The 26,933-nt window shown below is 43.6% G+C and carries 29 protein-coding genes; 24 read left to right on the top strand and 5 right to left on the bottom strand.

The features are described from left to right. Positions 1 to 55: 55 nt before the first annotated feature. On the bottom strand, positions 56 to 859 hold the full coding sequence (gene suhB / locus ACHUFZ_RS09375; protein ID WP_394126962.1) for an inositol-1-monophosphatase: 804 nt from the start codon (positions 857 to 859) through the stop codon (positions 56 to 58). A gap of 178 nt (positions 860 to 1,037) precedes the next feature. On the opposite strand from suhB, the gene trmJ reads away from it, so the two are divergent. The 12 genes from trmJ (at position 1,038) to fusA (ending at position 11,745) form a co-directional block, all read left to right on the top strand. Then, a complete protein-coding gene (gene trmJ / locus ACHUFZ_RS09380) occupies positions 1,038 to 1,769 on the top strand; it encodes a tRNA (cytosine(32)/uridine(32)-2'-O)-methyltransferase TrmJ (RefSeq protein WP_394126963.1) in 732 nt (243 codons plus the stop codon). 114 nt (positions 1,770 to 1,883) lie between these two features. Further along, the gene (gene iscR, locus ACHUFZ_RS09385; RefSeq protein WP_053440688.1) at positions 1,884 to 2,390 is read left to right on the top strand and encodes a Fe-S cluster assembly transcriptional regulator IscR; all 507 of its coding nucleotides are present in this window, start codon (positions 1,884 to 1,886) and stop codon (positions 2,388 to 2,390) included. A gap of 28 nt (positions 2,391 to 2,418) precedes the next feature. Next, complete coding sequence (locus tag ACHUFZ_RS09390) at positions 2,419 to 3,633, top strand: IscS subfamily cysteine desulfurase (RefSeq protein WP_394126964.1); 1,215 nt, start codon at positions 2,419 to 2,421, stop codon at positions 3,631 to 3,633. A gap of 47 nt (positions 3,634 to 3,680) precedes the next feature. Continuing rightward, complete coding sequence (iscU, locus tag ACHUFZ_RS09395) at positions 3,681 to 4,064, top strand: Fe-S cluster assembly scaffold IscU (RefSeq protein WP_126574551.1); 384 nt, start codon at positions 3,681 to 3,683, stop codon at positions 4,062 to 4,064. A gap of 63 nt (positions 4,065 to 4,127) precedes the next feature. Next, positions 4,128 to 4,451: an iron-sulfur cluster assembly protein IscA gene (iscA, locus tag ACHUFZ_RS09400; RefSeq protein ID WP_394126965.1), complete on the top strand. Its 324-nt coding sequence runs from the start codon at positions 4,128 to 4,130 to the stop codon at positions 4,449 to 4,451. Positions 4,452 to 4,511: 60 nt separating this feature from the next. Next, positions 4,512 to 5,027 carry a co-chaperone HscB gene (gene hscB, locus ACHUFZ_RS09405; protein WP_394126966.1) on the top strand — a complete coding sequence of 172 codons (516 nt, stop codon included), beginning with the start codon at positions 4,512 to 4,514 and terminating at the stop codon, positions 5,025 to 5,027. 19 nt (positions 5,028 to 5,046) lie between these two features. Then, positions 5,047 to 6,897 carry a Fe-S protein assembly chaperone HscA gene (gene hscA, locus ACHUFZ_RS09410; protein WP_394126967.1) on the top strand — a complete coding sequence of 617 codons (1,851 nt, stop codon included), beginning with the start codon at positions 5,047 to 5,049 and terminating at the stop codon, positions 6,895 to 6,897. A gap of 11 nt (positions 6,898 to 6,908) precedes the next feature. Then, entirely contained in the window at positions 6,909 to 7,247 is a 339-nt protein-coding gene (fdx, locus tag ACHUFZ_RS09415; protein WP_394126968.1) for an ISC system 2Fe-2S type ferredoxin, read from the top strand. A gap of 56 nt (positions 7,248 to 7,303) precedes the next feature. Next, entirely contained in the window at positions 7,304 to 7,498 is a 195-nt protein-coding gene (gene iscX, locus ACHUFZ_RS09420) for a Fe-S cluster assembly protein IscX (RefSeq protein ID WP_394126969.1), read from the top strand. A 150-nt stretch (positions 7,499 to 7,648) separates the two neighbouring features. After that, on the top strand, positions 7,649 to 8,947 hold the full coding sequence (gene pepB / locus ACHUFZ_RS09425; RefSeq protein WP_394126970.1) for an aminopeptidase PepB: 1,299 nt from the start codon (positions 7,649 to 7,651) through the stop codon (positions 8,945 to 8,947). 57 nt (positions 8,948 to 9,004) lie between these two features. Continuing rightward, entirely contained in the window at positions 9,005 to 9,430 is a 426-nt protein-coding gene (gene ndk / locus ACHUFZ_RS09430; protein WP_134836881.1) for a nucleoside-diphosphate kinase, read from the top strand. 227 nt (positions 9,431 to 9,657) lie between these two features. After that, positions 9,658 to 11,745, top strand: coding sequence for an elongation factor G (gene fusA / locus ACHUFZ_RS09435; protein WP_394126971.1), 2,088 nt, complete (start codon positions 9,658 to 9,660; stop codon positions 11,743 to 11,745). 184 nt (positions 11,746 to 11,929) lie between these two features. Here the strand turns inward: fusA and ACHUFZ_RS09440 are convergent, their stop codons facing one another. Next, entirely contained in the window at positions 11,930 to 12,862 is a 933-nt protein-coding gene (locus ACHUFZ_RS09440; RefSeq protein ID WP_394126972.1) for a LysR substrate-binding domain-containing protein, read from the bottom strand. 97 nt (positions 12,863 to 12,959) lie between these two features. Between ACHUFZ_RS09440 and ACHUFZ_RS09445 the strand changes: the two genes are divergently transcribed. After that, entirely contained in the window at positions 12,960 to 13,166 is a 207-nt protein-coding gene (locus ACHUFZ_RS09445; RefSeq protein WP_394126973.1) for a DUF1127 domain-containing protein, read from the top strand. A gap of 12 nt (positions 13,167 to 13,178) precedes the next feature. On the opposite strand, the gene ACHUFZ_RS09450 is transcribed toward ACHUFZ_RS09445, so the two are convergent. The 3 genes from ACHUFZ_RS09450 to ACHUFZ_RS09460 form a co-directional block, all read right to left on the bottom strand. Beyond that, entirely contained in the window at positions 13,179 to 14,078 is a 900-nt protein-coding gene (locus ACHUFZ_RS09450) for a LysR substrate-binding domain-containing protein (RefSeq protein ID WP_394126974.1), read from the bottom strand. 112 nt (positions 14,079 to 14,190) lie between these two features. Next, positions 14,191 to 15,876 carry an AMP-binding protein gene (locus ACHUFZ_RS09455; RefSeq protein WP_394126975.1) on the bottom strand — a complete coding sequence of 562 codons (1,686 nt, stop codon included), beginning with the start codon at positions 15,874 to 15,876 and terminating at the stop codon, positions 14,191 to 14,193. A gap of 131 nt (positions 15,877 to 16,007) precedes the next feature. Continuing rightward, positions 16,008 to 16,745, bottom strand: a complete 738-nt coding sequence (locus tag ACHUFZ_RS09460; protein WP_134836887.1) for a helix-turn-helix domain-containing protein — start codon at positions 16,743 to 16,745, stop codon at positions 16,008 to 16,010. A gap of 451 nt (positions 16,746 to 17,196) precedes the next feature. Here ACHUFZ_RS09460 and ACHUFZ_RS09465 point away from each other — a divergent pair, with 451 nt between their 5' ends. The 11 genes from ACHUFZ_RS09465 (at position 17,197) to ACHUFZ_RS09515 (ending at position 26,926) form a co-directional block, all read left to right on the top strand. Next, complete coding sequence (locus ACHUFZ_RS09465; protein WP_394126976.1) at positions 17,197 to 17,364, top strand: Flp family type IVb pilin; 168 nt, start codon at positions 17,197 to 17,199, stop codon at positions 17,362 to 17,364. Between the two features lie 77 nt (positions 17,365 to 17,441). Then, positions 17,442 to 17,594 carry a Flp family type IVb pilin gene (locus ACHUFZ_RS09470; protein WP_394126977.1) on the top strand — a complete coding sequence of 51 codons (153 nt, stop codon included), beginning with the start codon at positions 17,442 to 17,444 and terminating at the stop codon, positions 17,592 to 17,594. 33 nt (positions 17,595 to 17,627) lie between these two features. Continuing rightward, positions 17,628 to 18,146: an A24 family peptidase gene (locus tag ACHUFZ_RS09475; protein WP_394126978.1), complete on the top strand. Its 519-nt coding sequence runs from the start codon at positions 17,628 to 17,630 to the stop codon at positions 18,144 to 18,146. Positions 18,147 to 18,161: 15 nt separating this feature from the next. Further along, positions 18,162 to 19,508 (top strand): P-loop NTPase family protein, encoded by a 1,347-nt coding sequence (locus ACHUFZ_RS09480; protein WP_394126979.1) that lies wholly within the window; start codon positions 18,162 to 18,164, stop codon positions 19,506 to 19,508. Further along, positions 19,505 to 20,248, top strand: coding sequence for a Flp pilus assembly protein CpaB (gene cpaB, locus ACHUFZ_RS09485; protein ID WP_053440675.1), 744 nt, complete (start codon positions 19,505 to 19,507; stop codon positions 20,246 to 20,248). The genes ACHUFZ_RS09480 and cpaB overlap by 4 nt, the downstream gene beginning before the upstream one ends. 8 nt (positions 20,249 to 20,256) lie before the next feature. Beyond that, positions 20,257 to 21,723 (top strand): type II and III secretion system protein family protein, encoded by a 1,467-nt coding sequence (locus tag ACHUFZ_RS09490; RefSeq protein WP_394126980.1) that lies wholly within the window; start codon positions 20,257 to 20,259, stop codon positions 21,721 to 21,723. An 8-nt stretch (positions 21,724 to 21,731) separates the two neighbouring features. After that, a complete protein-coding gene (locus ACHUFZ_RS09495; protein WP_394126981.1) occupies positions 21,732 to 21,998 on the top strand; it encodes a hypothetical protein in 267 nt (88 codons plus the stop codon). 269 nt (positions 21,999 to 22,267) lie between these two features. Then, positions 22,268 to 23,491, top strand: a complete 1,224-nt coding sequence (locus ACHUFZ_RS09500; protein ID WP_394126982.1) for an AAA family ATPase — start codon at positions 22,268 to 22,270, stop codon at positions 23,489 to 23,491. 27 nt (positions 23,492 to 23,518) lie between these two features. Then, the gene (locus ACHUFZ_RS09505) at positions 23,519 to 25,000 is read left to right on the top strand and encodes a CpaF family protein (protein WP_394126983.1); all 1,482 of its coding nucleotides are present in this window, start codon (positions 23,519 to 23,521) and stop codon (positions 24,998 to 25,000) included. Between the two features lie 11 nt (positions 25,001 to 25,011). Continuing rightward, positions 25,012 to 25,980, top strand: a complete 969-nt coding sequence (locus ACHUFZ_RS09510) for a type II secretion system F family protein (protein WP_394126984.1) — start codon at positions 25,012 to 25,014, stop codon at positions 25,978 to 25,980. Position 25,981: 1 nt separating this feature from the next. Beyond that, entirely contained in the window at positions 25,982 to 26,926 is a 945-nt protein-coding gene (locus ACHUFZ_RS09515) for a type II secretion system F family protein (RefSeq protein ID WP_394126985.1), read from the top strand. Positions 26,927 to 26,933: the final 7 nt, after the last annotated feature.

A 26,933-nucleotide genomic window follows, 5' to 3' on the forward strand; every position in this document is an offset into this window, starting at 1 on the left:
AAAAAAGCCCCGCTCATCGAGTGGGGCTTTCTATATTCAGCTGTGACGGAGCCAATTATTTAAGCATTGCTTCATTGCCGTTTTCACGGATGTGCTTAAGCATGCCTTTAACACCGCGTGCACTAGAAGCAACTACGTTGCCTGATTTCATGTAGTCAGTACCGCCAGCGAAATCAGTAATGATTGCACCTGCTTCACGCGCGATAAGCTCACCTGCAGCGATGTCCCAAGGCTTAAGGCCAAGTTCGAAGAAACCATCAACGCGGCCAGCAGCAACGTAACATAGGTCAAGTGCCGCAGAGCCTGTACGACGGAAGTCAGCACAATCTACGAATAGAGAAGACATGATCTTGAAGTAAGACTCAGAATGCTGTTTCTGCTTGAATGGGAAACCTGTTGCTAAAACAGTACCTTGAAGATCTTTTAGCTGTTTAACGCGGATACGAGCGTTGTTTAGCTGAGCACCAGCACCACGTTGTGCAGTGAATAGCTCATTTTGCATAGGATCGTATACACATGCTACTTCAGTCTTACCTTTGAAGCGTACAGCAATTGATACAGAGAAGTGTGGCAAACCTTTAACAAAGTTTGAAGTGCCATCCAGAGGGTCAATGATCCATTGTACTTCTTTGTCTCTACCTTCGATAACGCCATTTTCCTCAGCAACAATGCAGTGCTCAGGGTAAGAAGCTTGGATAGTATCGATGATGATAGTTTCCGCTTCTTTGTCTACGTTAGTAACAAAGTCGTTCGTGCCTTTCTGAGTTGATTCGATCTTCTCAGCATTTTCTAAAGATTTAGCAATATGATTGCCAGCTTTTCGTGCAGCACGAATAGCGATATTAAGCATTGGATGCATACTAATTTCCCAACGGATGTTAAAGAACAGAAAAACGGGCGGCAGTATACCAGATAAATCACCAAATGGAAGTGGTTAATTTTTGCTCTTTCGGTTTTTATCGAACAAAGGGTCTGACCATTTTACTCAGGTATATGTTACTATCTTGCAGCTTTATTAACACTCTTAGGATTAATCAATGCTTAACAACGTTAAAGTTGTCCTTGTTGGGACTTCGCACTCTGGCAATATCGGCTCAGCGGCTCGCGCAATGAAAGTCATGGGCTTGAGTAACCTAGTGCTAGTTGACCCTCAATGTAGTGTTGATGAACAAACCTTAGCGTTGGCAGCAGGCGCTGCTGATATCGCTGAAAATGCAACGGTTGTTGATACTCTTAGTGAAGCTGTTGCTGATTGTGCGTTAGTAGTGGGCTCTAGTGCTCGTTCTCGCACGCTAGAGTGGCCAATGCTAGAGCCGCGCGAGTGTGGCCAGAAGTTCGTCGCAGAAGGGCAAGATAGTCCGGTGGCTTTGGTCTTTGGGCGTGAGCGAACAGGTTTAACTAATGAAGAGCTGCAAACGTGTCATTATCACGTCTGTATTCCTGCTAATCCAGAATATAGCTCGTTAAACTTAGCAATGGCGGTACAGACCTTAAGCTACGAAATTCGTATGGCTTATTTAGATAATGAGCATAGCCAGTACCAAGCACAAGAACAGGTCGAGTACCCTAGACACAAAGAACTAGAAATGTTTTTCACACACCTTGAAAAGATTGCCAAAGATACCCAATTTATTAGTGAAGAACAGCCGGGTAAAGTGATGAATAAACTGCGTCGCCTATTCAACCGAGCGCGACCAGAAGCACAAGAACTGAATATCCTGCGCGGTGTTCTAACTGCGGTAGAAAAACGTATTTCTCGTGAATCTTAAACCACATAATACCAAAGGTTAAATACCTGACTAAATTAGTCAATTAAATACTTGACCAAAACAGTCAGGTATGAAAAGATTCATACCACATAAACGGTGTGGATATGGTGTTATATGAGACTTACATCTAAGGGACGATACGCAGTGACAGCCATGTTAGATGTGGCTCTGCATTCGCAACAGAACCCTGTGCCTTTGGCCGATATTTCTGAGCGTCAAGGGATCTCTCTATCTTACTTAGAGCAGCTTTTTTCAAAATTACGTAAAGCTGGTCTAGTGGCGAGTGTGCGTGGACCAGGTGGTGGTTACCGTTTGGGGGAAGACGCTTACTCTATCGCAATTGGAACAGTGATTGCCGCGGTAGACGAGTCAGTTGATGCGACTAAATGTAATGGTAAGGGAGATTGCCAAGGTGGTTCTCGCTGTTTAACCCATACATTGTGGCGTGATTTGAGCTCACGCATTAGTGACTTCTTGAACAACATCACTCTTGGTGAGTTGATGAAAGACAACGAAGTTTTAGAAATTTCAGATCGACAAGATTTAGATCTTGCCGTAAATAATGGGCTTGCAAATAAAAATACTAACACCGCGCCCATCGGTGTAAACATCCGCACTTAAGCGGCTGCCTGTTACATTGGAGTAGAGAATGAAACTGCCTATTTATTTAGATTATTCAGCGACCTGTCCTGTTGATCCTCGTGTGGCTGAAAAAATGGTTCAGTACATGACTATGGACGGTACGTTCGGCAACCCAGCATCACGTTCACACCGTTACGGCTGGCAGGCAGAAGAAGCGGTTGATACTGCTCGTGAGCAGATTGCAGACCTATTAAATGCGGATCCTCGTGAGATCGTATTCACTTCTGGCGCAACAGAGTCAGACAACTTAGCAATTAAAGGCGCGGCTCACTTCTACTCGAAGAAAGGTAAGCATGTCATCACGTGCAAAACTGAACACAAAGCGGTTTTAGACCCATGTCGTCAGCTTGAACGTGAAGGCTTTGAAGTCACTTACCTAGAGCCTGAATCAAATGGCCTTATCGATCTTAAAAAGCTTGAAGCGGCAATGCGTGAAGATACGGTTCTAGTATCGATTATGCACGTTAATAACGAAATTGGTGTTATCCAAGATATCTCTTCAATCGGCGAAATGTGTCGTGAGCGCAAGATTGTGTTCCATGTCGATGCAGCACAGTCAGCGGGTAAGTTACCAATTGATGTAAAAGAGATGAAAGTTGACTTAATCTCTATGTCGGCGCACAAGATTTACGGTCCTAAAGGTATCGGTGCACTATACGTTTGTCGTAAGCCACGTATCCGCCTAGAAGCGCAAATGCACGGTGGTGGTCATGAGCGTGGTTTCCGCTCTGGTACTCTACCTACTCACCAAATCGTTGGTATGGGCGAAGCATTCCGCATTGCTAAAGAAGACATGCAGAAAGATTTCGACCATGCACTGACGCTACGTAACCGTCTACTTGATGGCGTTAAAGACCTTGAAGCTGTGACGGTTAACGGTGACCTAGAGCAACGTGTACCACATAACCTAAACGTGAGCTTCGCTTTCGTTGAAGGTGAGTCACTGCTTATGTCTCTTAAAGACTTAGCGGTTTCTTCAGGTAGTGCGTGTACTTCGGCAAGCTTAGAACCTTCATACGTTCTTCGTGCACTTGGCCTAAACGATGAATTAGCACATAGCTCAGTTCGTTTCTCATTTGGTCGTTTCACGACTGAAGAAGAAATTGACTACGCAATTGAACAGATTCGTACCGCAGTAATTAAGCTGCGTGACATGTCTCCTCTATGGGATATGTACAAGGAAGGAATCGACCTAGATACAGTTGAGTGGGCACACCACTAATCGCAGGTTATTCCCAGAGATTAATAGAGGATTCGAGGTAAAATATCATGGCATATAGCGAAAAAGTAATTGATCACTACGAGAACCCACGTAACGTTGGTTCATTTGATAAAGAAGACCCAGCAGTAGGTAGCGGCATGGTTGGTGCTCCTGCGTGTGGCGATGTAATGAAGCTGCAGATCAAGGTAACACCAGACGGTATTATCGAAGATGCTAAGTTTAAAACGTACGGCTGTGGCAGTGCTATCGCTTCAAGCTCACTAGTAACTGAGTGGGTTAAGGGTAAAAGCATTGATGAAGCAGCGGCAATTAAAAACGCAGAAATCGCAGAAGAGCTTGAGCTTCCACCCGTGAAAGTTCACTGCTCAATTCTAGCTGAAGATGCAATCAAAGCTGCTGTTGCTGATTACAAGAAAAAACATCAAGAATAAGTATATAATGGGGGCGTTAATTCTCCCATTTCATTCGCCAACATAGACAAACTAAGGTGCAGTATGGCCATTACAATGACGGAAACCGCGGCAAGTCGCGTTAGAACATTCCTAGATAACCGAGGTAAAGGTATCGGTTTACGTTTAGGTGTGAAAACGACGGGTTGTTCGGGAATGGCTTATGTACTTGAGTTTGTTGATGATCTGAACGAAGAAGATTCAGTGTTTGAGCACTCTGGCGTAAAGGTAATTATTGATCCTAAAAGCCTAGTTTACCTAGACGGTACTGAGCTTGATTACGTTAAAGAAGGCTTGAATGAAGGGTTTGAATTTAATAACCCTAATGCGAAAAGCGAATGTGGTTGTGGTGAGAGCTTCAACGTTTAATTGAGAGCGCCTATGGGCATTTACTTGCTCATAGGTAGATTACCAAGGACCGAATTCTTAATGAATTATTTCGAATTATTTGGGCTACCAAGTCAGTTTAAGCTGGATGGTAGCCTTCTTTCTTCACAATTCCGTGAACTGCAAAAAAAATTCCATCCCGATAACTTTGCTACTGCTTCAGAGCGAGATCGTCTCTTAGCGGTCCAGAAAGCGGCCGAGATAAACGATGCTTACCAAGTCTTAAAAAATCCAATCTCTCGCGCTGAATATATGCTAGCTGAAAATGGCATGGAGATTCGTGGCGAGCAGCAAACGATGCAGGATCCAATGTTCTTAATGGAGCAAATGGAACTTCGTGAAGAACTGGAAGATATTTCATCTAGCTCAGACCCTGAAGAGGCTTTGTTTGATTTTGACAGCAAAGTGAGCAAGATGTTTAAGCAACAGCTAGCGGCGACAGAGCAAGAGCTCAACGATTCTGCTTGGCAACAAGCCGCAGAACGAGTGCGTAAGCTAAAGTTTATTGCCAAACTTAAAAACGAAATCGAACTAGTGGAAGACAAGCTCCTCGGCTAGTGACAAACAAGGAACACCCATGGCACTACTTCAAATTGCGGAACCGGGTCAAAGCTCGGCCCCTCATGAGCATAAGCTTGCTGCAGGAATTGATTTAGGTACGACTAACTCTCTCGTAGCTTCAGTGAGAAGCGGTGATGCGGCAACGTTAAAAGACGAACAGGGTCAAAGTATTCTGCCGTCTGTGGTCAATTACTCTGGTGAACCATTGGTTGGTTATGATGCAAAAGCAAAAGCGGAATTAGATCCAACCAACACAATCATCTCGGTTAAACGTCTTTTAGGGCGCTCTCTTGATGATATTCAACAGCGCTATCCAAACCTGCCATACCAATTTAAATCAAGCGAGAATGGTTTACCTGTGTTGCAAACGGCAACCGGTGATAAAAACCCTATTGAAGTCTCTGCTGATATTCTTAAAGCGCTGGGTGAGCGTGCTGAGAAAACCCTCGGCGGTGAACTTTCTGGCGTTGTTATTACGGTTCCTGCTTATTTTGATGATGCTCAGCGCGCAGGTACGAAAGATGCGGCTAAGCTTGCTGGTATGCACGTTCTTCGTCTACTGAATGAGCCAACAGCTGCAGCGATTGCTTACGGTCTCGACTCTGGTCAGGAAGGTGTGATCGCTGTTTACGATTTAGGCGGTGGCACATTTGATATTTCAATTCTTCGTTTATCGAAAGGTGTTTTTGAAGTACTCGCAACAGGTGGTGATTCTGCATTAGGTGGTGATGACTTTGACCACTTACTAGCAGAATACATTTTAGAGAAAGCCGGGATTTCGCAAACACTGACTGCTGAACAAACTCGCGTTCTACTCAATGTCGCTATTGATACTAAGGTGTCGTTCTCTGAGCGAGATAGTGTTGAAGTTAACGTTTTAGGCTGGCAAGGCACGGTTTCTCGAGAAGAATTTGAAGATCTAATTCGACCACTGGTGAAGAAAACATTGATGTCATGCCGTCGTGCTCTGAAAGATGCCGATGTAGACGCGGATGAAGTACTTGAAGTTGTTATGGTCGGTGGTTCTACACGTACGCTATTAGTTCGTGAAATGGTTGGGGATTTCTTTGGTCGCAAGCCATTAACCACCATCAACCCAGATGAAGTGGTCGCGATTGGTGCGGGTATTCAAGCAGATATACTAGTCGGTAATAAGCCAGATTCAGAAATGCTGCTTCTTGATGTTATTCCGTTATCGCTTGGTATTGAAACCATGGGGGGATTGGTTGAGAAAATTGTGCCACGCAATACCACGATTCCAGTCGCGCGTGCGCAAGAATTTACCACCTTTAAAGATGGCCAGACTGCGATGAGCGTACACATCGTTCAAGGTGAGCGTGAAATGGTGGATGACTGCCGTTCACTTGCGCGTTTCTCACTTAAAGGTATTCCTGCAATGGCTGCGGGTGCTGCTCATATTCGAGTGACTTACCAAGTCGATGCGGATGGCTTGTTGTCGGTGACAGCAATGGAAAAGAGTACTGGCGTTCAATCTGAAATTCAGGTTAAACCATCTTACGGTTTAAGTGATGATGAAGTGGCGAACATGCTGCGTGATTCCATGACTTATGCGAAAGACGATATGTTGGCTCGTGCACTAGCTGAGCAGTGTGTTGAAGCGGACCGTGTTATCGAAGGTTTAATCGCCGCAATGCAAGCTGATGGTGATGAGTTACTGTCTGAGCAAGAGCGTCAGGAACTAATAAAAGCGATTGAGGCTCTTATTGAGCTAAGAAATGGCGAAGATGCTGATGCGATTGAGCAAGGTATCAAAGATACAGATAAGGCGAGCCAGGACTTTGCTTCTCGCCGTATGGATAAATCGATTCGAGCTGCATTGTCAGGTCAATCAGTGAATGATATTTAAGAGATAGAGTTATGCCTAAGATTATTGTATTGCCGCATGAAGATTTATGCCCTGAAGGTGCTGTTTTGGAAGCAAATTCCGGTGACACTGTTCTTGATGTTGCGCTGAAAAACGGCATTAGCATTGAGCACGCATGTGAAAAGTCTTGTGCGTGTACTACGTGCCACGTAGTGATTCGTGAAGGCTTTGACTCTTTAGAAGAGAGTGATGAGCTAGAAGACGATATGCTAGACAAAGCATGGGGTCTTGAGCCTGAATCTCGTCTGGGTTGCCAAGCTAAGGTAGCTGACGAAGATCTTGTTGTCGAAATTCCGAAGTACACGTTGAACCACGCTTCAGAAGATCATTAATCATCGCTCTAATTCTTTTTAAATGACTACCGCAGAGTAGAAAAGGAAGGTAAGTAATGAAATGGACAGATTCGCGCGATATCGCGATTGAGCTATGCGACAAGTTTCCTGAGACAGATCCTAAAACCGTTCGTTTTACCGATCTTCATCAGTGGATTACAGAATTAGATGACTTTGATGATGAGCCTAATCGTTCAAATGAAAAGATTTTGGAAGCTGTGATCCTATGTTGGATGGATGAAATGGATTAAGCCGAGTGGGAAACCCATTCCAGTTAACAAAATTTACTTAAAAAAACGGACCTTATGGTCCGTTTTTTTATCAATTTAACATTAAAGTGTTAACATCGATGGGTGAATAGAAAAAGGCGTAGGCAGCGCCAGTACAGACAAGGAGAAACCATGTCTACACAGATGTCAGTATTTCTAAGCCAAGATGCAGCAGCTCCACATTGGGGCAAGAAAGCGATCCTTTCATTTTCAGAGCAAGGTGCAACGATCCATCTTGGTGAAGGGCATGATCTTGGCGCAATTCAAAAGGCCGCTCGCAAACTTGATGGTCAAGGTATCACCTCTGTTTCTCTTTCCGGAGAAGGCTGGGATTTGGAAAGCATTTGGGCTTTCCACCAAGGTTACCGTGGCCCGAAAAAAGCCAACCAAGTTGAGTGGCAACCACTTGCAGAAGCCGATCAAGCCGAACTGAACGCGCGTATTAAAGCAACGGATTTTACTCGCGATATTATTAACAAGCCGGCAGAAGAAGTCGCGCCACGTCAGTTAGCGACGATGGCAGCTGAGTTCATCAAATCAGTTGCACCAGCAGGTACGGTCAAGGCTCGCATTGTTAAAGACAAAGATTTACTTGCTGAAGGCTGGCAGGGAATTTATGCCGTAGGCCGTGGCTCAGAGCGTACTTCTGCAATGCTGCAGCTTGACTTTAACCCTACTGGTGATGAAAACGCGCCAGTATTCGCATGTTTAGTTGGTAAAGGTATTACCTTTGATTCAGGTGGTTACAGCATTAAGCCATCTGGTTTCATGACGGCAATGAAAGCGGATATGGGTGGCTCAGGTACTATTACTGGTGGTCTAGGTCTGGCGATCATGCGTGGTTTAAACAAGCGCGTGAAGCTAATCCTATGTTGTGCTGAGAATATGATTTCTGGCCGTGCGCTTAAGCTCGGTGACATCATTACCTATAAAAATGGTAAAACAGTTGAAATCATGAATACGGATGCGGAAGGACGTTTAGTTCTTGCTGACGGCCTGATGTACGCGAGTGAACAAAACCCTGAGCTCATCATCGACTGCGCGACATTAACAGGTGCAGCTAAAAACGCCCTTGGCAATGATTACCATGCATTAATGAGCTTTGATGATGAGCTATCTCATCAAGCGTTGACAGTAGCTCGTGAAGAGAAAGAAGGTCTATGGCCTTTACCACTGGCAGACTTCCACCGTGGCATGTTACCGTCTAACTTTGCTGATTTATCAAACATTAGTAGCGGTGATTATTCACCAGGTGCAAGTACAGCAGCAGCATTCCTGTCTTACTTCGTTGAAGACTATAAGAAAGGTTGGCTGCACTTTGATTGCGCTGCAACTTACCGTAAGTCTGCTTCAGACAAATGGGCTGCGGGTGCCACAGGTGTTGGTGTACGCAGTTTAGCGGGACTTATTCTGCAACAAGCGAATAAATAGCATTAAGAGGCCGAAGAGCCTCTTTGATTACAACAAAGATAAATGAAAGGATACCCTATGGCTCTAGAAAGAACTTTTTCTATTGTTAAGCCCGATGCAGTAGAGCGTAACTTAATTGGTGAGATCTATCATCGAATTGAAAAAGCGGGTTTACAAATCATTGCTGCGAAAATGGTTCGCCTAACCGAAGAGCAGGCGAGTGGTTTTTATGCTGAGCATGAAGGCAAGCCGTTTTTCCCAGCTCTAAAAGAGTTTATGACATCTGGCCCGATTATGGTTCAGGTGCTTGAAGGCGAAGACGCGATAGCTCGTTATCGTGAACTCATGGGTAAAACTAACCCTGAAGAAGCAGCATGCGGAACGATTCGTGCTGATTACGCAGTGAGCATGCGCTATAATTCAGTACACGGTTCAGACAGTCCGGAATCAGCAGCTCGTGAAATCGAGTTCTTCTTCCCAGAGTCGGAAATTTGCCCACGTTAATCGTGTAGGCAATAAGCAATAAAATCAGTGCTGCTTATCTGATATAAGCAGCATTTTTATTCTTAAAAAACACTATCACCAAAGGTTAATTTGTCGTGAACACGCTAAATTAACGCTAGTATTGGTGTGAAAAGTTTTTTTACATACAGAGCACGCCAAGGGTATCAGTCTTGACAGATTGTGATATACTCTGCGCGCAATTTATACCTTATAAACAGAGTAAGACAATGGCAGATTTATCAAAGTACAGAAACATTGGTATTTTCGCGCACGTTGATGCGGGTAAAACTACCACCACTGAGCGTATTCTTAAGCTTACTGGTAAAATCCACAAAACTGGTGAAGTACACGACGGTGAGTCTACAACTGACTTCATGGAACAGGAAGCTGAGCGCGGTATTACAATCCAATCAGCAGCGGTAACTTGTGAGTGGAATGGCCACCGCCTAAACGTTATCGATACTCCGGGACACGTTGACTTCACAGTTGAAGTATACCGTTCACTTAAAGTACTTGACGGTGGTATCGGTGTATTCTGTGGTTCTGGTGGTGTTGAGCCTCAGTCAGAAACAAACTGGCGTTACGCGAACGATTCAGAAGTTGCTCGTCTGATCTTCGTAAACAAACTAGACCGTATGGGTGCAGACTTCTTCAACGTTGTTGACCAAGTACGTAACGTACTAGGTGCTAACCCACTAGTAATGACTCTGCCAATCGGTCGTGAAGACGATTTCGTTGGTGTTGTTGACGTACTAAACCGTCAAGCTTACGTTTGGGATGACACAGGTCTACCAGAAAACTACGAAATCACAGATGTTCCAGCGGACATGGTTGATGACCTAGAACAGTACCGTGAAGAGCTAGTTGAGACTGCTGTAGAGCAAGACGACGAGCTAATGGAAGCTTACATGGAAGGCGAAGAGCCATCTATCGAGCAGCTAAAAGAGTGTATCCGTAAAGGTACACGTGACCTAGCGTTCTTCCCAACATTCTGTGGTTCTGCGTTCAAGAACAAAGGCATGCAACTTATCCTTGACGCTGTTGTAGATTACCTACCAGCTCCAAACGAAGTTGATCCTCAGCCTCTAACAGATCCAGAAACTGGCGAAGCAACTGGTGAAGTAGCTCTAGTATCTGCTGATGAGCCACTAAAAGCGCTAGCATTCAAGATCATGGATGACCGTTTTGGTGCACTAACATTCGTTCGTATCTACTCTGGCCGTCTGAAGAAGGGTGACACTATCCTTAACTCAGCGACTGGTAAGACTGAACGTATCGGCCGTATGTGTGAAATGCAAGCGGACGAGCGTAACGAACTTACTGAAGCGCAAGCTGGTGACATCATCGCTATCGTTGGTATGAAGAACGTTCAAACTGGTCACACTCTATGTGATCCTAAGCATGAATGTACTCTTGAAGCTATGATCTTCCCAGAACCAGTAATCTCTATCGCTGTATCTCCAAAAGATAAAGGCGGTTCTGAGAAAATGGGTATCGCTATCGGTAAGATGGTTGCAGAAGATCCATCATTCCAGGTTGAGACTGACGAAGAGTCTGGTGAAACTATCCTGAAAGGTATGGGTGAACTTCACCTAGACATCAAGGTAGACATCCTTAAGCGTACTTACGGCGTTGAGCTAGAAGTAGGTGCTCCACAAGTAGCTTACCGTGAAACTATCACTCAACCAGTTGAAGATAGCTACACGCACAAGAAGCAGTCTGGTGGTTCTGGTCAGTTCGGTAAGATCGATTACCGTATCAAGCCAGGTGAAGCAAACTCAGGCTTCACGTTCAAATCAACAGTTGTTGGTGGTAACGTACCTAAAGAATTCTGGCCTGCAGTAGAAAAAGGTTTCGCGTCTATGATGCAAACTGGTGTTCTAGCTGGCTTCCCAACTCTAGACGTAGAAGTTGAACTATTCGACGGTGGTTTCCACGCAGTTGACTCTTCAGCTATCGCTTACGAAATCGCTGCTAAAGGCGCATTCCGTCAGTCTATGCCTAAAGCGGGTGCACAACTTCTTGAGCCAATCATGAACGTTGACGTATTCACTCCAGAAGACAACGTTGGTGACGTAATCGGTGACCTTAACCGTCGTCGTGGTATGATCAAAGACCAACAAGCTGGTACTACAGGCGTTCGTATTAAAGCAGACGTTCCTCTATCAGAAATGTTTGGTTACATCGGTCACCTACGTACTATTACTTCTGGTCGTGGTCAGTTCTCTATGGAGTTCGGTCAATACGCACCATGTCCAGCAAACGTTGCTGAGCAAGTAATCGCAGAAGTTAAAGAGCGTAACGCGAAGAAGTAATTCTTTAAGTTAGCTAGATAGCTTTTAAAGCCCCAGTCGAAAGATTGGGGCTTTTCTTTTTGCAAGAGATAATGGTTTCCGCTCTGATAGAGAAAGTGTGATATATGGGCTCATTCCTTAGAGTGATGAAGGGGCTAGTAGGGAATCTCTAGAAGTTTTTGGTTCGCTTCGAGGTCATCTTAATTTATCTACGGCTACTACCATCGATAATGTCTAAACCTAACCCATCTAGGTTTCTATACTCTTCAGCTTGAGCAAAAATCCATTCACAGAAGCGTTTGAGCTTCTCTCTTTTAAAATAGGCTCTAGGGGCGCAGAGGAAATAGTTGTAGTCGGTTCTTTGTGCTAGATTACCGATCCTTACTAGTTTTCCTTCCTCTATATAGCGCTGAGCTAACGTATGCTTAGCTAAAGCCACCCCTTGTACTGCGAGTGCCCCTTCTAGGACAAAATGGGAACCATTGTATTTTAGAGTGGGTTTCGACGCCTTGTGGCCAACATTGTTAAGCCATATTCCCCAATCGAGATCGCGCCAGTAATCTTCGATTAAATCCGCTCCAGTAAGATCGCTTAACTCATAGATGCCGTGTTGCTCTTGATAAATAGGATGACAAACCGGATAGAGCAGCTCTTCAATCAATAAGTTAGAGGTAATGTTTGGGTAGTCGCCTGGTCCATATCGGATACAGACATCGAGATTAGAGTTTTGAAAATCTGCGAGCTCACTAGTAGGTTCGATCATCAGCTCTAGGTCAGGGTTTTGCTGTCGAAAGTGGCCAATTCTAGGTACTAACCAGTGCTGAGCAAAGGAAGGCAGTGTTGAAATAGACAACTGACTCGGGTTCGGGTCTTGGTTTATTTGTCGTATGCCTCTGTGTAAGTGCTCAAATCCTCTTTGAGCCTGATCGAACAGGATTTCTCCTTCCATGGTGAGAGTGACTTTGCGGTGCTGCCTTAAGAAAAGTTCAGCGCCCAAGAAGTCTTCAAGTTGACGAATTTGCTGGCTAATGGCAGCAGCTGTTACATATAGCTCTTGGGCGGCTAGCTTAAAGCTTCCTAACTTTGCTGCGGTATAGAAGTAGTAGATTCCTTGCAAAGGCGGTAGTCGAACTTTCACTTTAGTTTTCCTTAACTGAAGGTCAATTTGTATCGTTTGAGCAAGATAGGTTAATGGTTAATTATTTAGCAACTAAATGCAAGGGAGGAGATTAACCATGGAAACTTTAGAGTATGGCTGCAAAGAAAGATTATCTGGTTCGAGCTTTTGGGATAAAAAAATCTTAACTAAATTGAAGTGCTGGTGGCGCAACTTTACCACTCGTAAACAGCTGAGCGAGTTACCAGAGCATTTACTAAAGGATGTGGGCCTCACTAAAACGCAGGCTCATCAAGAAAGTACTCGTCACTTCTGGGATAACTAATGAGTGGTAATGTTACTCAGCAATTTCGCTATGGAGCCAATTAGTAAAGGCCGCAATGCGTTGACGACGAGGGGACTCATCATCATAAAAGAGGTTGAATTGAATGCCAGGTGTCATACCAATCTCAAAAGGTTTGATGAGTAACCCTCGTTCAACATAGTCGCTAGCGAGTGAGTCTGAAGCTAAACAGGCGCCATGACCAGCCATAACCGCGTTCATCGCATGATCGAACGTGCTGACATCCATCCATTGAACCGATTCTTTATTCATCGTCACCCCTGCTTGAGCAAACCAGCTCTGCCAAGGATAGCCGCCAGATTCGTAATGAATGAGCCAAGTCTGCAGTAATTGTTCTGGGCGTGATAATTCAATAGTTTCAGCTAAGTTTGGCGAACAGAAAGGGTAAATGGTTTCTTCGAATAGGAACTCTTTATGTAGCTTTAAATTGTTGTTCAGCTCGAGCTCTTCGCCTTGCCATATTGCAAGGTCGGCATCACCCTGCTTGAGGTTAGGTGCATCGCAGCTGGTAATAATACGAATTGGGATATTAGGATGCTGAGTGGAGAACTTCCATAATCTCGGCAGCAGCCAACGAGAAGCAAATGACGGCGTGGAGCTGACGCATAAAAGCCCTTCAACAGGCTCACTTTGGATTTGGTTTAAACCACTAACAATACTTTCAAAGCCGCTGGAGACATGCTTGAACAAGATTTTACCTTGCTCGGTAAGACGCATTTCTCGCCCTTCTCGGACAAAGAGTTTACAGCCTAGACCATCTTCAAGTTGTCGGATCTTTTGGCTTACCGCTGCTTGGCTTATAAACAGCTCTTCTGCAGCTCGGCTATAGCTATTTAGTCTAGCCGCTACTTCAAAGTAGCGTAATCCCGGTAAGTGGTGCAGCCGTGCATCCATAAATAATCCCTAGTTAATTCTTGCAGCAGTAGGCCATCATAGTCGCTTTGTTTTGAAAAGCAAAAAGGAGAGGCGAGCTCTCCTTTTAATGGATTATAAGTAGTGGGAGAAGTTACTCCTCCCAAACCACCAATTTTCCTTTTGGCCAGCTTTGGCCAGCATCATGATACTTCTGCTCAAGTACATGACGTTTGATTTTCAGTGTTGGCGTAAGAATACCGTTTTCAATACTCCACGGATCCTTGATCATTAATACCCCTTTGATCTGCTCATGAGATTCAAGCTCTGCGTTCATTCGAGCAACGACTTTTTCGGTAGTTCTTTCGTATCTTTTACGATCAAAGTTAGGGAAGTCGTGTGGCACAACAAGAAGGATAGGTGCTGGTAGGCCAAGGCCTATCAAACACATCATCTCTACACGGCTGTACTCAAAGAGTTTCTTCTCAATTGGCACTGGAGCAACAAACTTACCTTTAGCGGTCTTAAAGGTGTCTTTTTTACGGCCTTGGATCGTTAGGTAACCGTCACTATCAATCGAGCCGATATCGCCAGTATGTAGCCATCCTTCTGAGTCGAATGACTCTTGAGTTGCGATGTCATTTTTGTAGTATCCAGAGAACAGGCCTTTACCACGTACCATGATCTCTTCGTCGTCGGCGATTTTTAGCTCAATGCCCGGTCCTGCATTACCGACACTGCCAATCTTATCTGCTCGGAAAGGGTAGTTTAGCGTGCTATAGGCAAATGACTCTGTCATGCCCCATGCTTCGGTAATATTTAACCCAACACTGTGGTACCAGTCGAGAAGAGCGGGTGATACTGGAGCCGAACCACAGCCCAGTACTCGCGCTTGGTCAAGACCTAGACCATCAGCTAATTTCTTCTTAATCAATGAATTAACAAACGGGATCTTAAGTAAGATATTGAGTTTTTTCTGCGGCAGCTTGTCTTGAATTCGCTGTTGGAACAGTGTCCATAGGCGAGGCACTGAAATAAACAGTGTTGGCCTTTGCATCTTCACATCTTCGATAAAGGTATCTAACGATTCTGGGAAGGCTGTTTGAACCCCGCCCATAATAGAGGAACCAAAGATGTAAACTCGCTCAGTGATATGAGCAAGTGGTAAATACGAAAATAGGCGATCATTTTCTTGGATACCGATATGTTCAATCAACTTTTGAACTGACCAGCTAAATGCGCCATATGTGAGCATTGCGCCTTTTGGTAGACCGGAAGTACCAGACGTATAAACCAATGACATCAACTTATCATCATAATGCTCTGGGCGATAAGTACTTGGCTCGTGTGCATCGATCAACTGGTTAAACTGATATTTACAGTTCGGTGCAGTGTCATAGGGTAGTGAGATAGTTATTAGGTCTGGTTTATCATCAATAACTTGTTGAGTTGCTGCTGGATCGTCAAGTTTACCGCCAATGAGTACCTTACTTTCACTGTGTGTTAAGCAATATTCAATCGTATCTGCTCCAGCCGTTGGGAAGATAGGCACACTAACGAAATCACCAAGCATCATAGCAAGATCGCAGATAAACCATTCGGCACAGTTTTTTGAAACTAAAGCGACTTTATCGCGAGGTTGAACACCGAGCTCATTCAGTGCGCTAACTAGCTTTAATGCTTGCTCAGCCACATCACTAAATGTGTACTCAACAAACTTTCGGTTGATGATTTGTTTAAGATAAACCTCATTGGGGCGCTCCGCTGCCCATTTTAAGATCATCTCGTTTGGTGGTGGGAGAGCACAAGTTGGTTTGCTTAACTCGTTAGGCTGAATCATTCTCTAACTCCGTGTTATTGGCAAAATTATAGTTATTTTTCTTGTTAATGGAATGTTAACTCTAGCATGTGAATTAAACTGTAGGGAAGCAAATATCACGAGTTTCCAATCATCTTGTGACTGCTGTGCCGTTAGTGAAGTTGGCGGTAAACCGCTGGACTGATTCCAGTTTTCTTTTTGAAGATGCGAGAAAAGTAAGAGACATCGTTGTAACCGCACTGAAAAGCAATAAAGGATATCTTCTCTTTACGATAGTTTGTTAGCAGTTGCTTAGCTAAGTTAATCCTTTTGAGGGTAAGGTAGTCACGAAAACTGACCCCGATTGTCTTGTGAAAGAATTTAGAAAAATAGGTCACCGAATAGTGACAGTATTCTGCTACATCTTCCTCTCTGATCGTTCGTGATAGGTTCTTCTCTATATATCTGAGCATTTCAACCAGATCCTTACTGATGTGCTTATGACTATGCTGGTTGGTGAGTTTGTTGATATCAAGGATCTCTTGGTGTTTCGTAAATTGGTAGTAGATCTGCTTATTGAGTTCATCTGACCATAAGCGAGCATCCCCTTCACTAAGGTTAAACGTTGAGAAGACGACATCTAAGCTTTCAAATTCAGTGGGAAGCGCGTGTTTGTGTATGACAATAATGTGCTTATCGAGATTCTGACACAGCTTGGCTGCAGTGAGGAAAAGTGAGCTAAATTGCTCTTCATAAAAGAAAAAACAAAAATGAATGTCTGGTTCACTCAGCACTGAGACATCATAGCCATAATCCAAAATATGGAAGTAGCGCTCCATGTCTCTGACGATATCTTTCGAGACGTAAGTGACGGACTGTCCTATCCAATAGCCTTTATGTAGTACATCCAATGTATATTACCTTTCATTGTCTTTGTTCTTGTTACGAGGAAGGTATTAACATTCAGCTTAGTACGAATTTGTTTCATTAACCAAGTTGCTTATTGATTGAAAGTTCAATTTGCGCGGCCAAAATACAGATAAATGTCACGATTTTATAATTGATGCTTATTGTCAAGTATCACAAATGAGACTGTGGCGAGTTGATTTTAGATTTACGATGCACAACAAAGTATTCGTTATAGATATATGAAATGACTAATTTTATAGCTAATACTTATTTACTTGAGGTTGGTATAGAAACGATTATTTCTCATTTATTAGCTTTTTCTGGCGTTATAGTAATTAGGTTTATAGCAAAAAAGTGCTAGATGTAGACATAATAATCCTAACATCTCCTCTCTAATTCCCTCTAAATTATCAATAAGCGCTAAAGCTTAGTGAACTTTGGAAGGAGACAATCATGAGCACGCTAATTAAGAAAATTTCTACATTTATGAAGGACGAAGAAGGATTGACAGTCGTTGAGTACGTTGTTGGTGCTGGTTTACTAGTAGCAGGGCTAGCTGGTATTTTCGGAACATTTTCTGACACGCTAACAACTGAGTTATCAAATGTATTTAATAGTTAGCCTAAACTCAGACTTAGATATTTAACAATCCAAGCCCATGAATATATTCATGGGCTTGAGCTATGTAGGAGTATCATATGGATGTTGTGTGCAGTTTCTTTAGAGATGAAGAAGGCCTTACAGTTGTAGAATATGTAGTGGGGGCAGGATTAATCGTCGTTGGTTTCGCAGGGCTATTTATTGCGTTTAGAGAAATACTAACGAATGAATTTGCAACTATATTTAATTAAGGGATAGTGATTAGTAGATGCAAGGACGGCTAAATGGATATTATTGTATGGGTGGTACTGTTTGCTGTAGCTGTTTCGGATGCTAAAGAACATCGAATTCCCAATTACCTCTTATTGGTTATATTTGCTTTAGTCTTTGCCGATATAACTTTAATCGATCAAGACTTTTCCCTTCTCTTTTATTCACTTATCACTGGTATTACTTGCTTTATTGTCGCATTGCTTCTTTACTTTTTAAGAGTCATGGCACCAGGGGACGTTAAACTTTTGGGTGTAATTGGCTTTTGGGTTGGAAGCGAACATATACTCGGTTCCGTTTATTGGATTGCAGTGTCGAGCGTTATTGTCGGCCTTTTTTATGCGGTATTAAGGCTGGCGGATTCACCAGATCAACTTAGGACAATAATTAACAAGTATTCAATGCTAGCTCAGTTTGGATCAAGTGGTACGAAGGTACTACGGACGCCTAAAAATATGGAACAGCATTATCGAATGCCTTTTGCCCCAGTTGTTGTGATCGGTTTGGCTCTCTATTTTTATTTTCTGAATTAGTGACAAGGAGTCAACATGGTTCAGGCAAACTCAGCGGTTCGACATAGAACCGAGCTTACACCGCAAGCTCCAGAGCCACCAGTTCCTACTTCATTTGATGAGTTAGGTGTTCCTAAAGCAGTCGTAGAAAATTTAGTTATTAAACATATTGCCGCTTATCCTAAGTCCGATATTCTTCAACTAACTAAGCTGCTCTGTATTAACAGTCATATGATTGAGGATGTTATTGCGGGCCTTCGCTCTAAATCTTTAGTTGAAGTTTTCCAGGCAGCCTCTTCTACGTTTTCTGTTCAATCGACAGGACATGTCCGTTACGGTTTATCTGAATCCGGTTTACAAGAAGCCGATGCGGCCTTTGTCAAAGATGCCTATCTTGGACCAGTCCCAGTGTCACTTACTCAATACAGTGAAATGGTCAAAGCTCAAGATGTACGAGCACAAATGGTCAATCGGGATGACGTCGAATATGCTCTTTCTGATGTGTTAGGTGCTCACCGAATGGTAGGTGTATTAGGTCCTGCCATAAACTCGGGGCGAGCACTTTTACTTTATGGTAGCGCGGGTTCCGGTAAAACTTTTGTTGCTACCAAAATCCTCAACTCTTTGAATACATCGGTTTATATCCCTTATGCGGTGTTTGCGATGGGTAATATCATCAAAGTGTTTTCGCCTCAGCACCACAAAAAAGTCCGCAGTGATGATATTCAATCTATCACTTTTAAGGAGCACTTTGATAGGCGTTGGGCTTTGTGTGAGCGTCCAAGTATACAAGTTGGTGGTGAACTGACTATGGAAATGCTTGAGGTTAACCATAGTGAACACAACAAAGTTTGGATGGCTCCGCTGCAAATGATGGCCAATAACGGCATCTTTATTATCGACGATTTGGGCAGACAACCGATGCCTGTTGATACTTTGTTAAATCGCTGGATTGTTCCAATGGAGTATTTCTACGACTACTTGAACCTACCGAATGGCCAACAAATTTCTATCCCATTTATTCTAACTCTAGCCTTCTCTACGAACTTAGATCCTGAAAAGATCAGTGACCCCGCATTTTTACGTCGATTAGGTTACAAAATCCAATTTGGCCCGCTTCTAGAGCAAGAATATAGAGAGCTCTGGAACATTATTTCTAGTTCTAAGAATTTGTCCCTAGCAGAGGGATGTTTCGATACTTTATTTGACTTACACCGTCAGCATGACGTGGGCTTTTACCCTTGTCTTCCTAAAGACATTGTTGGGATCAGCCGAGATATCATCGTATTTGAAGAAGTTGATCCTGTTATCTCTCCTGAAATCGTAGTCCGGGCATGGGAAGTATACTTTACTGCTGATGGTAAGGGAGGAGGAGCTCGATGAGTCGGAATCAAGTCATACTATTATTATTGCTCTCTATTGTATTTGGTCTAGGGGCTGTGTTCTTTGCCAAACAGTGGATGGATAGGCAATTGCAACCTCAGGTGGAAGTTGAAGTGGTAGAACGTGAGCCTGTAATTATTGCCGCTCAAGAGATCTTCGCAGGGAGTGTTATTGAAGAGCAGCATGTGGCGAGCAAATTATTAGAGAAAGATTGGCGTGACGAATTTCAGTTTACCAAAGCTGAAGATCTCGTCGGTCAAGTCGCCGCGACGACTATTTATCCCGGAGAAATTATTCACCCCAATCGGCTATCTGCCTCAGGAGAAGGTTCGACCTTAGCCTCTTTAATTCCTGAAAATAAGCGTGCTGTTACCATTCGGGTAAATGATGTTATCGGTGTGGCGGGTTTTTTATTGCCTGGTAATAAGGTCGATATTCTCAGCACGGTCAAATATGGAAAAAACTCTGCGTCGACGTCCACCGTTCTAAAAGAGATCAAGGTACTTGCTGTGGATCAGACCGCAAGAAGCAAAGAGAACAAACCCGTCATCGTACGCGCGGTTACTCTTGAAGTGACACCAAGACAAGCTGAAAAACTGCTTTCAGCTCAAAGTCGCGGCAATATCCAATTAACATTGAGAAACCCACATGAAGAAGAGAAGGTCGTTAAGCGCTATGTGGCACCGAGCGTAACGATTATTAAGGGCACACAGTCTAGCAATATCCGAGTCAAGGATTGAGGTGAGCTATGAGAAATATAATATCTGCAATGATCATTTTGTTATTGAGTAGTGGTATCAGCTATGCGGCGACACAATCAGGCAAGATAGTGACCGTTCCTCATCATAAATCGACTCATGTAACACTCGTGGGTAAGGCGAAACGTGTGTCGTTAGGTGACCCTGACGTACTCGACATTGTTATGCTGAAGTCGAATGAAGTGTTTTTGATTGGTAAAAAACTTGGTTCAACGAACCTCATGGCTTGGGATAGTCGAGGCCAATTGATCGAGTCAATCAACATTGAAGTGACTCATGACCTCAACAGTCTTAAAGCTAAACTTTATGAGTTTCTTCCTGATGAAGAGATTAAGGTTCACAGTGCTCAAAATCGTTTAATCTTGAGTGGCCAAGTGAGTTCTCAATCAGTAATGAATATTGCTTTGCGAGTTGCTGAAACATATTCAGCTGGGCAACAAGCAGATAAAGAAAATGCTTCTTTGAGTAAACAGGTAAATAGTACTGGGGTGATAAACCTACTAACTATTGGTGGCGCGCAGCAAGTCATGCTTGAGGTCACGGTAGCCGAAGTACAGCGTACATTAGTACGAAAGTTTGACGCTAATTTTCATTTTTTCCAAACAAGTGGTGGTGAATTCAGTTGGGGGGGGACTTCTGCTGGTGGTGTGATTGATGATGTAAATAACGTCATCGGGCCAATTTTTAATGCCCCTGGGGTTGAAAGCACCGGACTACTTGGAACCTTCATTGATAGCAATACTTTGTTTACGTTTGCATTGGATATCGCTAAGCAAAATGGTACAGCAAAAGTCCTCGCAGAACCTAATTTGACCGCGTTAAGTGGTTCGAAAGCAGAGTTTTTAGCCGGTGGTGAGTTCCCTATTCCAGTGCCGGATGAAGACGGTATCACCATTGAATACAAAGAATACGGTGTAGGTTTGAAATTCATTCCTACAGTGCTATCGGATAAAAAGATTAACTTAAATTTAGCCGTTGATGTCAGTGAGCTGGCTACCTCAACAACGCTAACTCTCAGCCCTGGTGGTACGAATGGTACTTATGTGATCCCTCCAATTACTCGCCGTAGTGCTTCTTCTACACTTGAACTTGCTGATGGACAAACAATCGGTATTGCAGGTTTGCTTAGTGAGAATGTCCGAGATGTAGTCGAAGAAATGCCAGGCTTTAGTGATATCCCTGTCTTAGGGCAAATGTTCAATAGCCAAGAGTATATTTCTGGTGAGACGGAGCTGGTTATTCTCGTGACTCCAAGGCTTGCGAAACCAGTCGACAGAAGACGAATTACATTGCCAACCGAATCATTTGTAGAGCCAAATGATTTTGAATACTACCTATTGGGGCGAGGCGCTTATATTGCGCCAGCGAGCGGACAGAACAAATCTGAACAAGAGGTCGGTTCATTCGTAGATAACTCTAAAGGTGGTACCGAAGGTACGTTTGGACACAGTTTGTAGGAGGCAACATGAACAGAGTGATCGGAATCATGGCACTTTCCGCCTTATCTATTGTGCTAGTGGGCTGTGTCAATAATGCGGAAAAACTAGGGGCTCACGTCGCTAAGTTGCAAACAGAGCAGACTTACAACCCTAACGCTACTATAGACAATCTAGGCGTAGTTCCAACCGGGAGTGGCGAGCGAATGGAAGGGGTTTATCAAACTTATACAGGTAAGAAAGACTCAGAGCTGGCTGGTACAGATAGCCAAATATTAGAACAATTTGGCCAATGATATTGAAGGTAAAGGGATGAGCCCTTGTATCTAAAGGGCTGATTCGCTAACGGACAAATTGCTGGTTTGTAATTCTGACATATTGCTTGGTATTTCCTACAATTAAAAATATCAAAATGAAAAATATAGAATAAATCATGTGATTGCATGTGAAGGGCTTGATGAGGTGGTCGGTCATTTTTCTAAGTCTTTAAACGGATTAACTCGGTTAAAGGCTATAGACCTAAGTGTCCTTAACTCGATTAGCATGGATTGCTAGGAGAAAGTATATGGGAGAGGCGGTTAAGCTAACACCGAATGGAGATAGTCCTATTAGATTAAAGACCAATTTAACTATTTGGGTTTTTTACTCATCTGATGCGTTTCACCTTCACATTAGCCACGAGTTGTCTAAGTGTCAGAGCGTGAACTTTGAGATGATCTCATTTCATGGTTTAGTTGTTGCCAATTTAGCCCATTTTTCACCACCTGATTTGATCTTTGTCGAAACCGGGCCTAATTGGGCGCAGAAAATTGTTGAGCTCCAGCAATATGAAGCGCCAGAGTCTAAAGAGTCTGCTCACGAAGCCTCGTTGATCGTCTTTGGTAACGAAAATGATAATGGTGCATTGAAAATTGCGCTGCGAATCGGTGCGATGGACTTCATCTCGGATAAGGCTGTTCTTGATGAGCTTATTCCGATGCTACGCAATATAGCAGAAGAAAAAGTTGCTACCCGTAACTTGGGAGAGCTGCTTGTCTTTATGAATACCAAAGGCGGAGCAGGGGCATCTCTGATTGCTTTGAACACAGCGATAACACTTGCGAAAAGACAGCCCGATGAAGTGTTATTAGTTGATCTTGATATGCAGTTTGGAGTAATTGAAGACTACCTTAATGTCCAGTGTACTTATGGTATTGCCGATGCAATAGCGAACGTAGCGGATCTTGATGATGTTTCGCTAGGTAGTCTTGTGACTAAGCATGACTCAGGCCTACATATCCTCGGATTTAAAAGAGAAAACAGCCACGAAAATTTTGAGAAAGTAAATCAGCTGAATAAGTTAGTTCCTGTGCTACGTGAACGTTACCCATTGGTGGTAATTGACTTATCACGTGGTCTGGATCGTCAGTTTGGTTCAGTAATATCGCCTGCGACGAAAATCTTTTTAGTGACTCAACAAAACTTAGTCGCGGTTAAAAATACCACTCAAATACTTAAAGCACTGACATTCGAGTTCGGTATTACTAAAGATCAAATGGAAGTGGTCGTCAATCGTTATGAAAAACGTCAGTCCATAAAGCTTAAAGATATTCAAGACACAGTGGGAAGCCTAAAGGTTCATGTCGTACCAAATGAATTCAAGGTAGCAATAGAAAGTGCCAACTTAGGTCGTCCATTTATTCAAGCGAAGAAAAGTAGTTCGATGTCAAAGTCAGTGCAGAGATTAGCGAATTCTCTGTTACCTGAGCCCGAAGAGAAAAAAGGTTGGTTTAGAAGAATGTTCTCGTAGCGGATATGAATTAATGAGGGAGCTTTCATGTTCTTCAAAAGGAAAAATATAAATCCAGATTTGCAGCAAAAAGTTGCCGAAGCAGAAAAAGAACAAAATCAGCAGCAAGCTGTATCCGCTGCGCAAGCATCTATTGCTGACGCAACTCCCCCGAAAGAGGCCGCAGAGTCTTTTCAGGAGCGTAAACGCTTAGAAGCAGAGGCGAAAGGTCACGCTGTAGAGGAAGCTAAAAAGCAATTAGAACTAGAGTTATCGGTCAAACACTATTATCACCAACGTTTACTTGAAACGTTGGACTTGGGTCTTTTGGCAAGTTTAGAGAATGAAAGAGCTAAGAAGGAGCTCCATGATGCCATTGTTCAATTAATGGCGGATGACCAGACGCATGCGTTGAGTGCAGAAGGGCGTAAGCGCGTTATTCAACAAATCGAAGATGAAGTGTTTGGCTTGGGGCCTCTAGAGCCACTACTCAATGACGCGACGGTGTCTGATATCTTGGTGAATGGGCCTAAGCATGTATTCGTTGAGCGAAGAGGTAAACTTGAACTGACGCCATATACCTTTCTTGATGAACGTCATTTAAGGAATATCCTTGACCGCATCGTTAGCCAGGTGGGGCGTCGTGTTGATGAAGCTTCACCTATGGTGGATGCTCGCTTGGCGGATGGTTCTCGTGTCAATGCGATCATTCCTCCACTCGCTCTTGATGGTTCATCGGTATCTATTCGTCGTTTTGCGGTTGAAAAACTCAATATGGACAATCTATTGAACTTCAACTCTCTCTCTCCTGAAATGGCAAAGTTTGTTGAAGCGGCGGTTAATGGCGCGATGAATGTCCTTATTTCTGGTGGTACTGGTTCAGGGAAAACCACCACGTTAAATATCTTTTCTAATTTTATCCCATCTGACGACCGAATTGTTACTATTGAAGACTCAGCAGAGCTCCAACTCCAACAACCCCACGTGGTTCGATTGGAAACTCGCCCTGCTAACCTTGAGGGAAAAGGGGAAATAACCCAGCGAGATTTAGTAAAAAACTCACTACGTATGCGCCCTGACAGAATAGTACTAGGGGAGGTGCGTGGTGCCGAAGCTGTCGATATGTTAGCCGCGATGAATACTGGTCACGATGGTTCGTTAGCGACCATTCACGCCAACACCCCACGTGATGCTCTATCTAGGGTAGAGAATATGTTTGCGATGGCTGGCTGGAATATGTCAGCGAAAAACCTTCGCTCCCAGATTGCCTCTGCGATCCATTTAGTTGTTCAGATGGAACGTCAAGAAGATGGTAAGCGGAGGATGGTGAGTATCTGCGAAATTAACGGCATGGAAGGCGAAATTATTACCATGTCCGAGATATTCAAGTTTCATCGTAAGGGAATGGATGAAGAGGGTAATGTGATGGGCTACTTTACCGCCACGGGTGTGGTACCCCAGTGTCATGATCAATTGTCGAAAAAAGGCCTTCATCTACCATTTGAAATTTTTAATGAGTCAATCTCATAAAGGAGGGAGTTATGCAGCAGGATGCAACGCTCTTTTTTGTTTTACTTTTTTTCGCGGTAGTGTTTATTTCACAGGCGTTAATCCTTCCTGCGGCTGGTAGTAAGGCCAAGCATAAAGAACTCTCGGAACGACTGAAAGAATCTCAATCTAAGCTGGACGAAGAAGCGCGCTCTTTACTTCAAGAACATTATTTGAAGAGCTTAACACCGTGGGATAGGCGGTTAGTAAAAATTGCAGCTTTCTCATCACTTAAGAAGTTGATAGAGCTTTCCGGTTACGACTGGAGCTTAACCCAGACGCTTCTTGTGACTAGTAGCTTGTCGTTGTGTGGGTTTTTAACCGCATTGCTCATCGGTCAGCCTTTTTATGTCGGCCTAGCAGTCATTGTCGGTGTGTGGGTTTGTTTGTATTTCTGGTTAAGTAAGAAAATCTCAGATCGCTTAGCTGCATTTGAGGAGCAGCTCCCGGAGGCATTAGACATTATGCGCCGTATGCTTCAAGCCGGTCAGCCAGTGACACAGGCGTTTAATGAAGTCGGTTTAGAAATGCCTGCGCCAATTGGTGTAGAGTTTAAGAACATGTTCAATTTACTTAACTATGGCTATGACATGCGCATGGCAATCATGCAAATGGCAGAACGTACGCCTACGGTATCTATGCTCGCGTTTTCCAGTGCGGTGATATTGCAAAAGGAGACAGGGGGTAATCTTTCTGAGAACCTTGAGAAAGTATCCAAAGTATTGCGTTCACGTTTTAAGTTGCAGCGGAAGATAAAGACGCTTTCTGCTGAGAGCCGTCTATCAGCGTGGATACTAGTGCTGTCTCCGTTCGTTCTTTTTATCTTTCTTAGTGTGATAAATCCGGGTTATGTGGAACCACTCTATACTGACCCTAGGGGTATGAAAATTGTGAGTGGTGGTGTGGTGAGCTTGTTTATCGGCTCACTATGGATACGAAAAATCATTAATTTCGAGGTGTGATATGGAATCTATATTCGATCTAATCTCATCTTACGAGATTGATGAACAAACTTTCTTTCTTGCCGTAATTCTAGTTGCGACAGTGCTACTCATGTTCACCGTTTCTCTGCTCCTTGTGAGTTCAAAATCACCATTAAAAAGCCGCCTTGCTCGATTAAAAGATGCAACTCGTGCAGACACGCTTAAAAAAGGCAGTCGATTAGAAAAATCTTTAGAATCGTTAGCACCAGCAATGAAATCTTCAAACTCCAAGGAGAGTGAGAGTATTCGAGAGAAGTTAATGCATGCTGGCTACCATGATGCCAGTGCATTAACATTTTTCTACGCTATGAAAGGTATTTCAATGGTGGTTGGCTTCTTGATGGCGGCAGGTATTTATTTTTTCGCCCCAGAGATGTCAATGCGCAATGTTGCGATGATAGGCAGTGTCGCTTTCGGGCTTTATTGCCCAAATGTTGTCCTGAGTATGATGGTTGATAAAAGGCAGTCAAGAATTCGCAGTGGTATTCCGGATGCTCTTGATTTGCTGGTGGTATGTACGGAATCGGGGCTGGGTTTTAATGCGGCACTTAGAAGGGTTGCGGATGAGTTGACAATCTCCCATCCGGATTTTGCTGATGAGCTGGACACGGTGTGTGTCAAAATTAACGCTGGTGTTGAGATGTCGGATGCTTTTAATGATCTCGTTAAGCGAACAGGTCTAACGGAAATTGCAGGCCTAGTGACTATGCTAGCCCACGCATCACGAATTGGTGGTAGTTTGTCTCAGACTTTGCGTGAATATACGGAAGACTACCGTGATAAACGTAATCAAGAAATCGAAGAAATTGCAGCGAAGATCCCTACTAAAATGATCTTCCCACTGTTGATTTTCATTTGGCCTTGTTTCTTTATCGTTGCGATTGGGCCCTCAATGTTGCTATTCACCTCGACTATGGGAAATTAAGGACAGG

It is taken from the genome of Vibrio hepatarius (assembly GCF_043642085.1).
Taxonomy (GTDB): Bacteria; Pseudomonadota; Gammaproteobacteria; order Enterobacterales; family Vibrionaceae; genus Vibrio; species Vibrio hepatarius_C.

Coding starts and splice junctions, on each gene's coding strand:
- suhB (WP_394126962.1), bottom strand. CDS start 859: ATGCATCCAATGCTTAATATCGCTATTCGTGCTGCACGAAAAGCTGGC.
- trmJ (WP_394126963.1), top strand. CDS start 1,038: ATGCTTAACAACGTTAAAGTTGTCCTTGTTGGGACTTCGCACTCTGGC.
- iscR (WP_053440688.1), top strand. CDS start 1,884: ATGAGACTTACATCTAAGGGACGATACGCAGTGACAGCCATGTTAGAT.
- ACHUFZ_RS09390 (WP_394126964.1), top strand. CDS start 2,419: ATGAAACTGCCTATTTATTTAGATTATTCAGCGACCTGTCCTGTTGAT.
- iscU (WP_126574551.1), top strand. CDS start 3,681: ATGGCATATAGCGAAAAAGTAATTGATCACTACGAGAACCCACGTAAC.
- iscA (WP_394126965.1), top strand. CDS start 4,128: ATGGCCATTACAATGACGGAAACCGCGGCAAGTCGCGTTAGAACATTC.
- hscB (WP_394126966.1), top strand. CDS start 4,512: ATGAATTATTTCGAATTATTTGGGCTACCAAGTCAGTTTAAGCTGGAT.
- hscA (WP_394126967.1), top strand. CDS start 5,047: ATGGCACTACTTCAAATTGCGGAACCGGGTCAAAGCTCGGCCCCTCAT.
- fdx (WP_394126968.1), top strand. CDS start 6,909: ATGCCTAAGATTATTGTATTGCCGCATGAAGATTTATGCCCTGAAGGT.
- iscX (WP_394126969.1), top strand. CDS start 7,304: ATGAAATGGACAGATTCGCGCGATATCGCGATTGAGCTATGCGACAAG.
- pepB (WP_394126970.1), top strand. CDS start 7,649: ATGTCTACACAGATGTCAGTATTTCTAAGCCAAGATGCAGCAGCTCCA.
- ndk (WP_134836881.1), top strand. CDS start 9,005: ATGGCTCTAGAAAGAACTTTTTCTATTGTTAAGCCCGATGCAGTAGAG.
- fusA (WP_394126971.1), top strand. CDS start 9,658: ATGGCAGATTTATCAAAGTACAGAAACATTGGTATTTTCGCGCACGTT.
- ACHUFZ_RS09445 (WP_394126973.1), top strand. CDS start 12,960: ATGGAAACTTTAGAGTATGGCTGCAAAGAAAGATTATCTGGTTCGAGC.
- ACHUFZ_RS09450 (WP_394126974.1), bottom strand. CDS start 14,078: ATGGATGCACGGCTGCACCACTTACCGGGATTACGCTACTTTGAAGTA.
- ACHUFZ_RS09455 (WP_394126975.1), bottom strand. CDS start 15,876: ATGATTCAGCCTAACGAGTTAAGCAAACCAACTTGTGCTCTCCCACCA.
- ACHUFZ_RS09465 (WP_394126976.1), top strand. CDS start 17,197: ATGAGCACGCTAATTAAGAAAATTTCTACATTTATGAAGGACGAAGAA.
- ACHUFZ_RS09470 (WP_394126977.1), top strand. CDS start 17,442: ATGGATGTTGTGTGCAGTTTCTTTAGAGATGAAGAAGGCCTTACAGTT.
- ACHUFZ_RS09475 (WP_394126978.1), top strand. CDS start 17,628: ATGGATATTATTGTATGGGTGGTACTGTTTGCTGTAGCTGTTTCGGAT.
- ACHUFZ_RS09480 (WP_394126979.1), top strand. CDS start 18,162: ATGGTTCAGGCAAACTCAGCGGTTCGACATAGAACCGAGCTTACACCG.
- cpaB (WP_053440675.1), top strand. CDS start 19,505: ATGAGTCGGAATCAAGTCATACTATTATTATTGCTCTCTATTGTATTT.
- ACHUFZ_RS09490 (WP_394126980.1), top strand. CDS start 20,257: ATGAGAAATATAATATCTGCAATGATCATTTTGTTATTGAGTAGTGGT.
- ACHUFZ_RS09495 (WP_394126981.1), top strand. CDS start 21,732: ATGAACAGAGTGATCGGAATCATGGCACTTTCCGCCTTATCTATTGTG.
- ACHUFZ_RS09500 (WP_394126982.1), top strand. CDS start 22,268: ATGGGAGAGGCGGTTAAGCTAACACCGAATGGAGATAGTCCTATTAGA.
- ACHUFZ_RS09505 (WP_394126983.1), top strand. CDS start 23,519: ATGTTCTTCAAAAGGAAAAATATAAATCCAGATTTGCAGCAAAAAGTT.
- ACHUFZ_RS09510 (WP_394126984.1), top strand. CDS start 25,012: ATGCAGCAGGATGCAACGCTCTTTTTTGTTTTACTTTTTTTCGCGGTA.
- ACHUFZ_RS09515 (WP_394126985.1), top strand. CDS start 25,982: ATGGAATCTATATTCGATCTAATCTCATCTTACGAGATTGATGAACAA.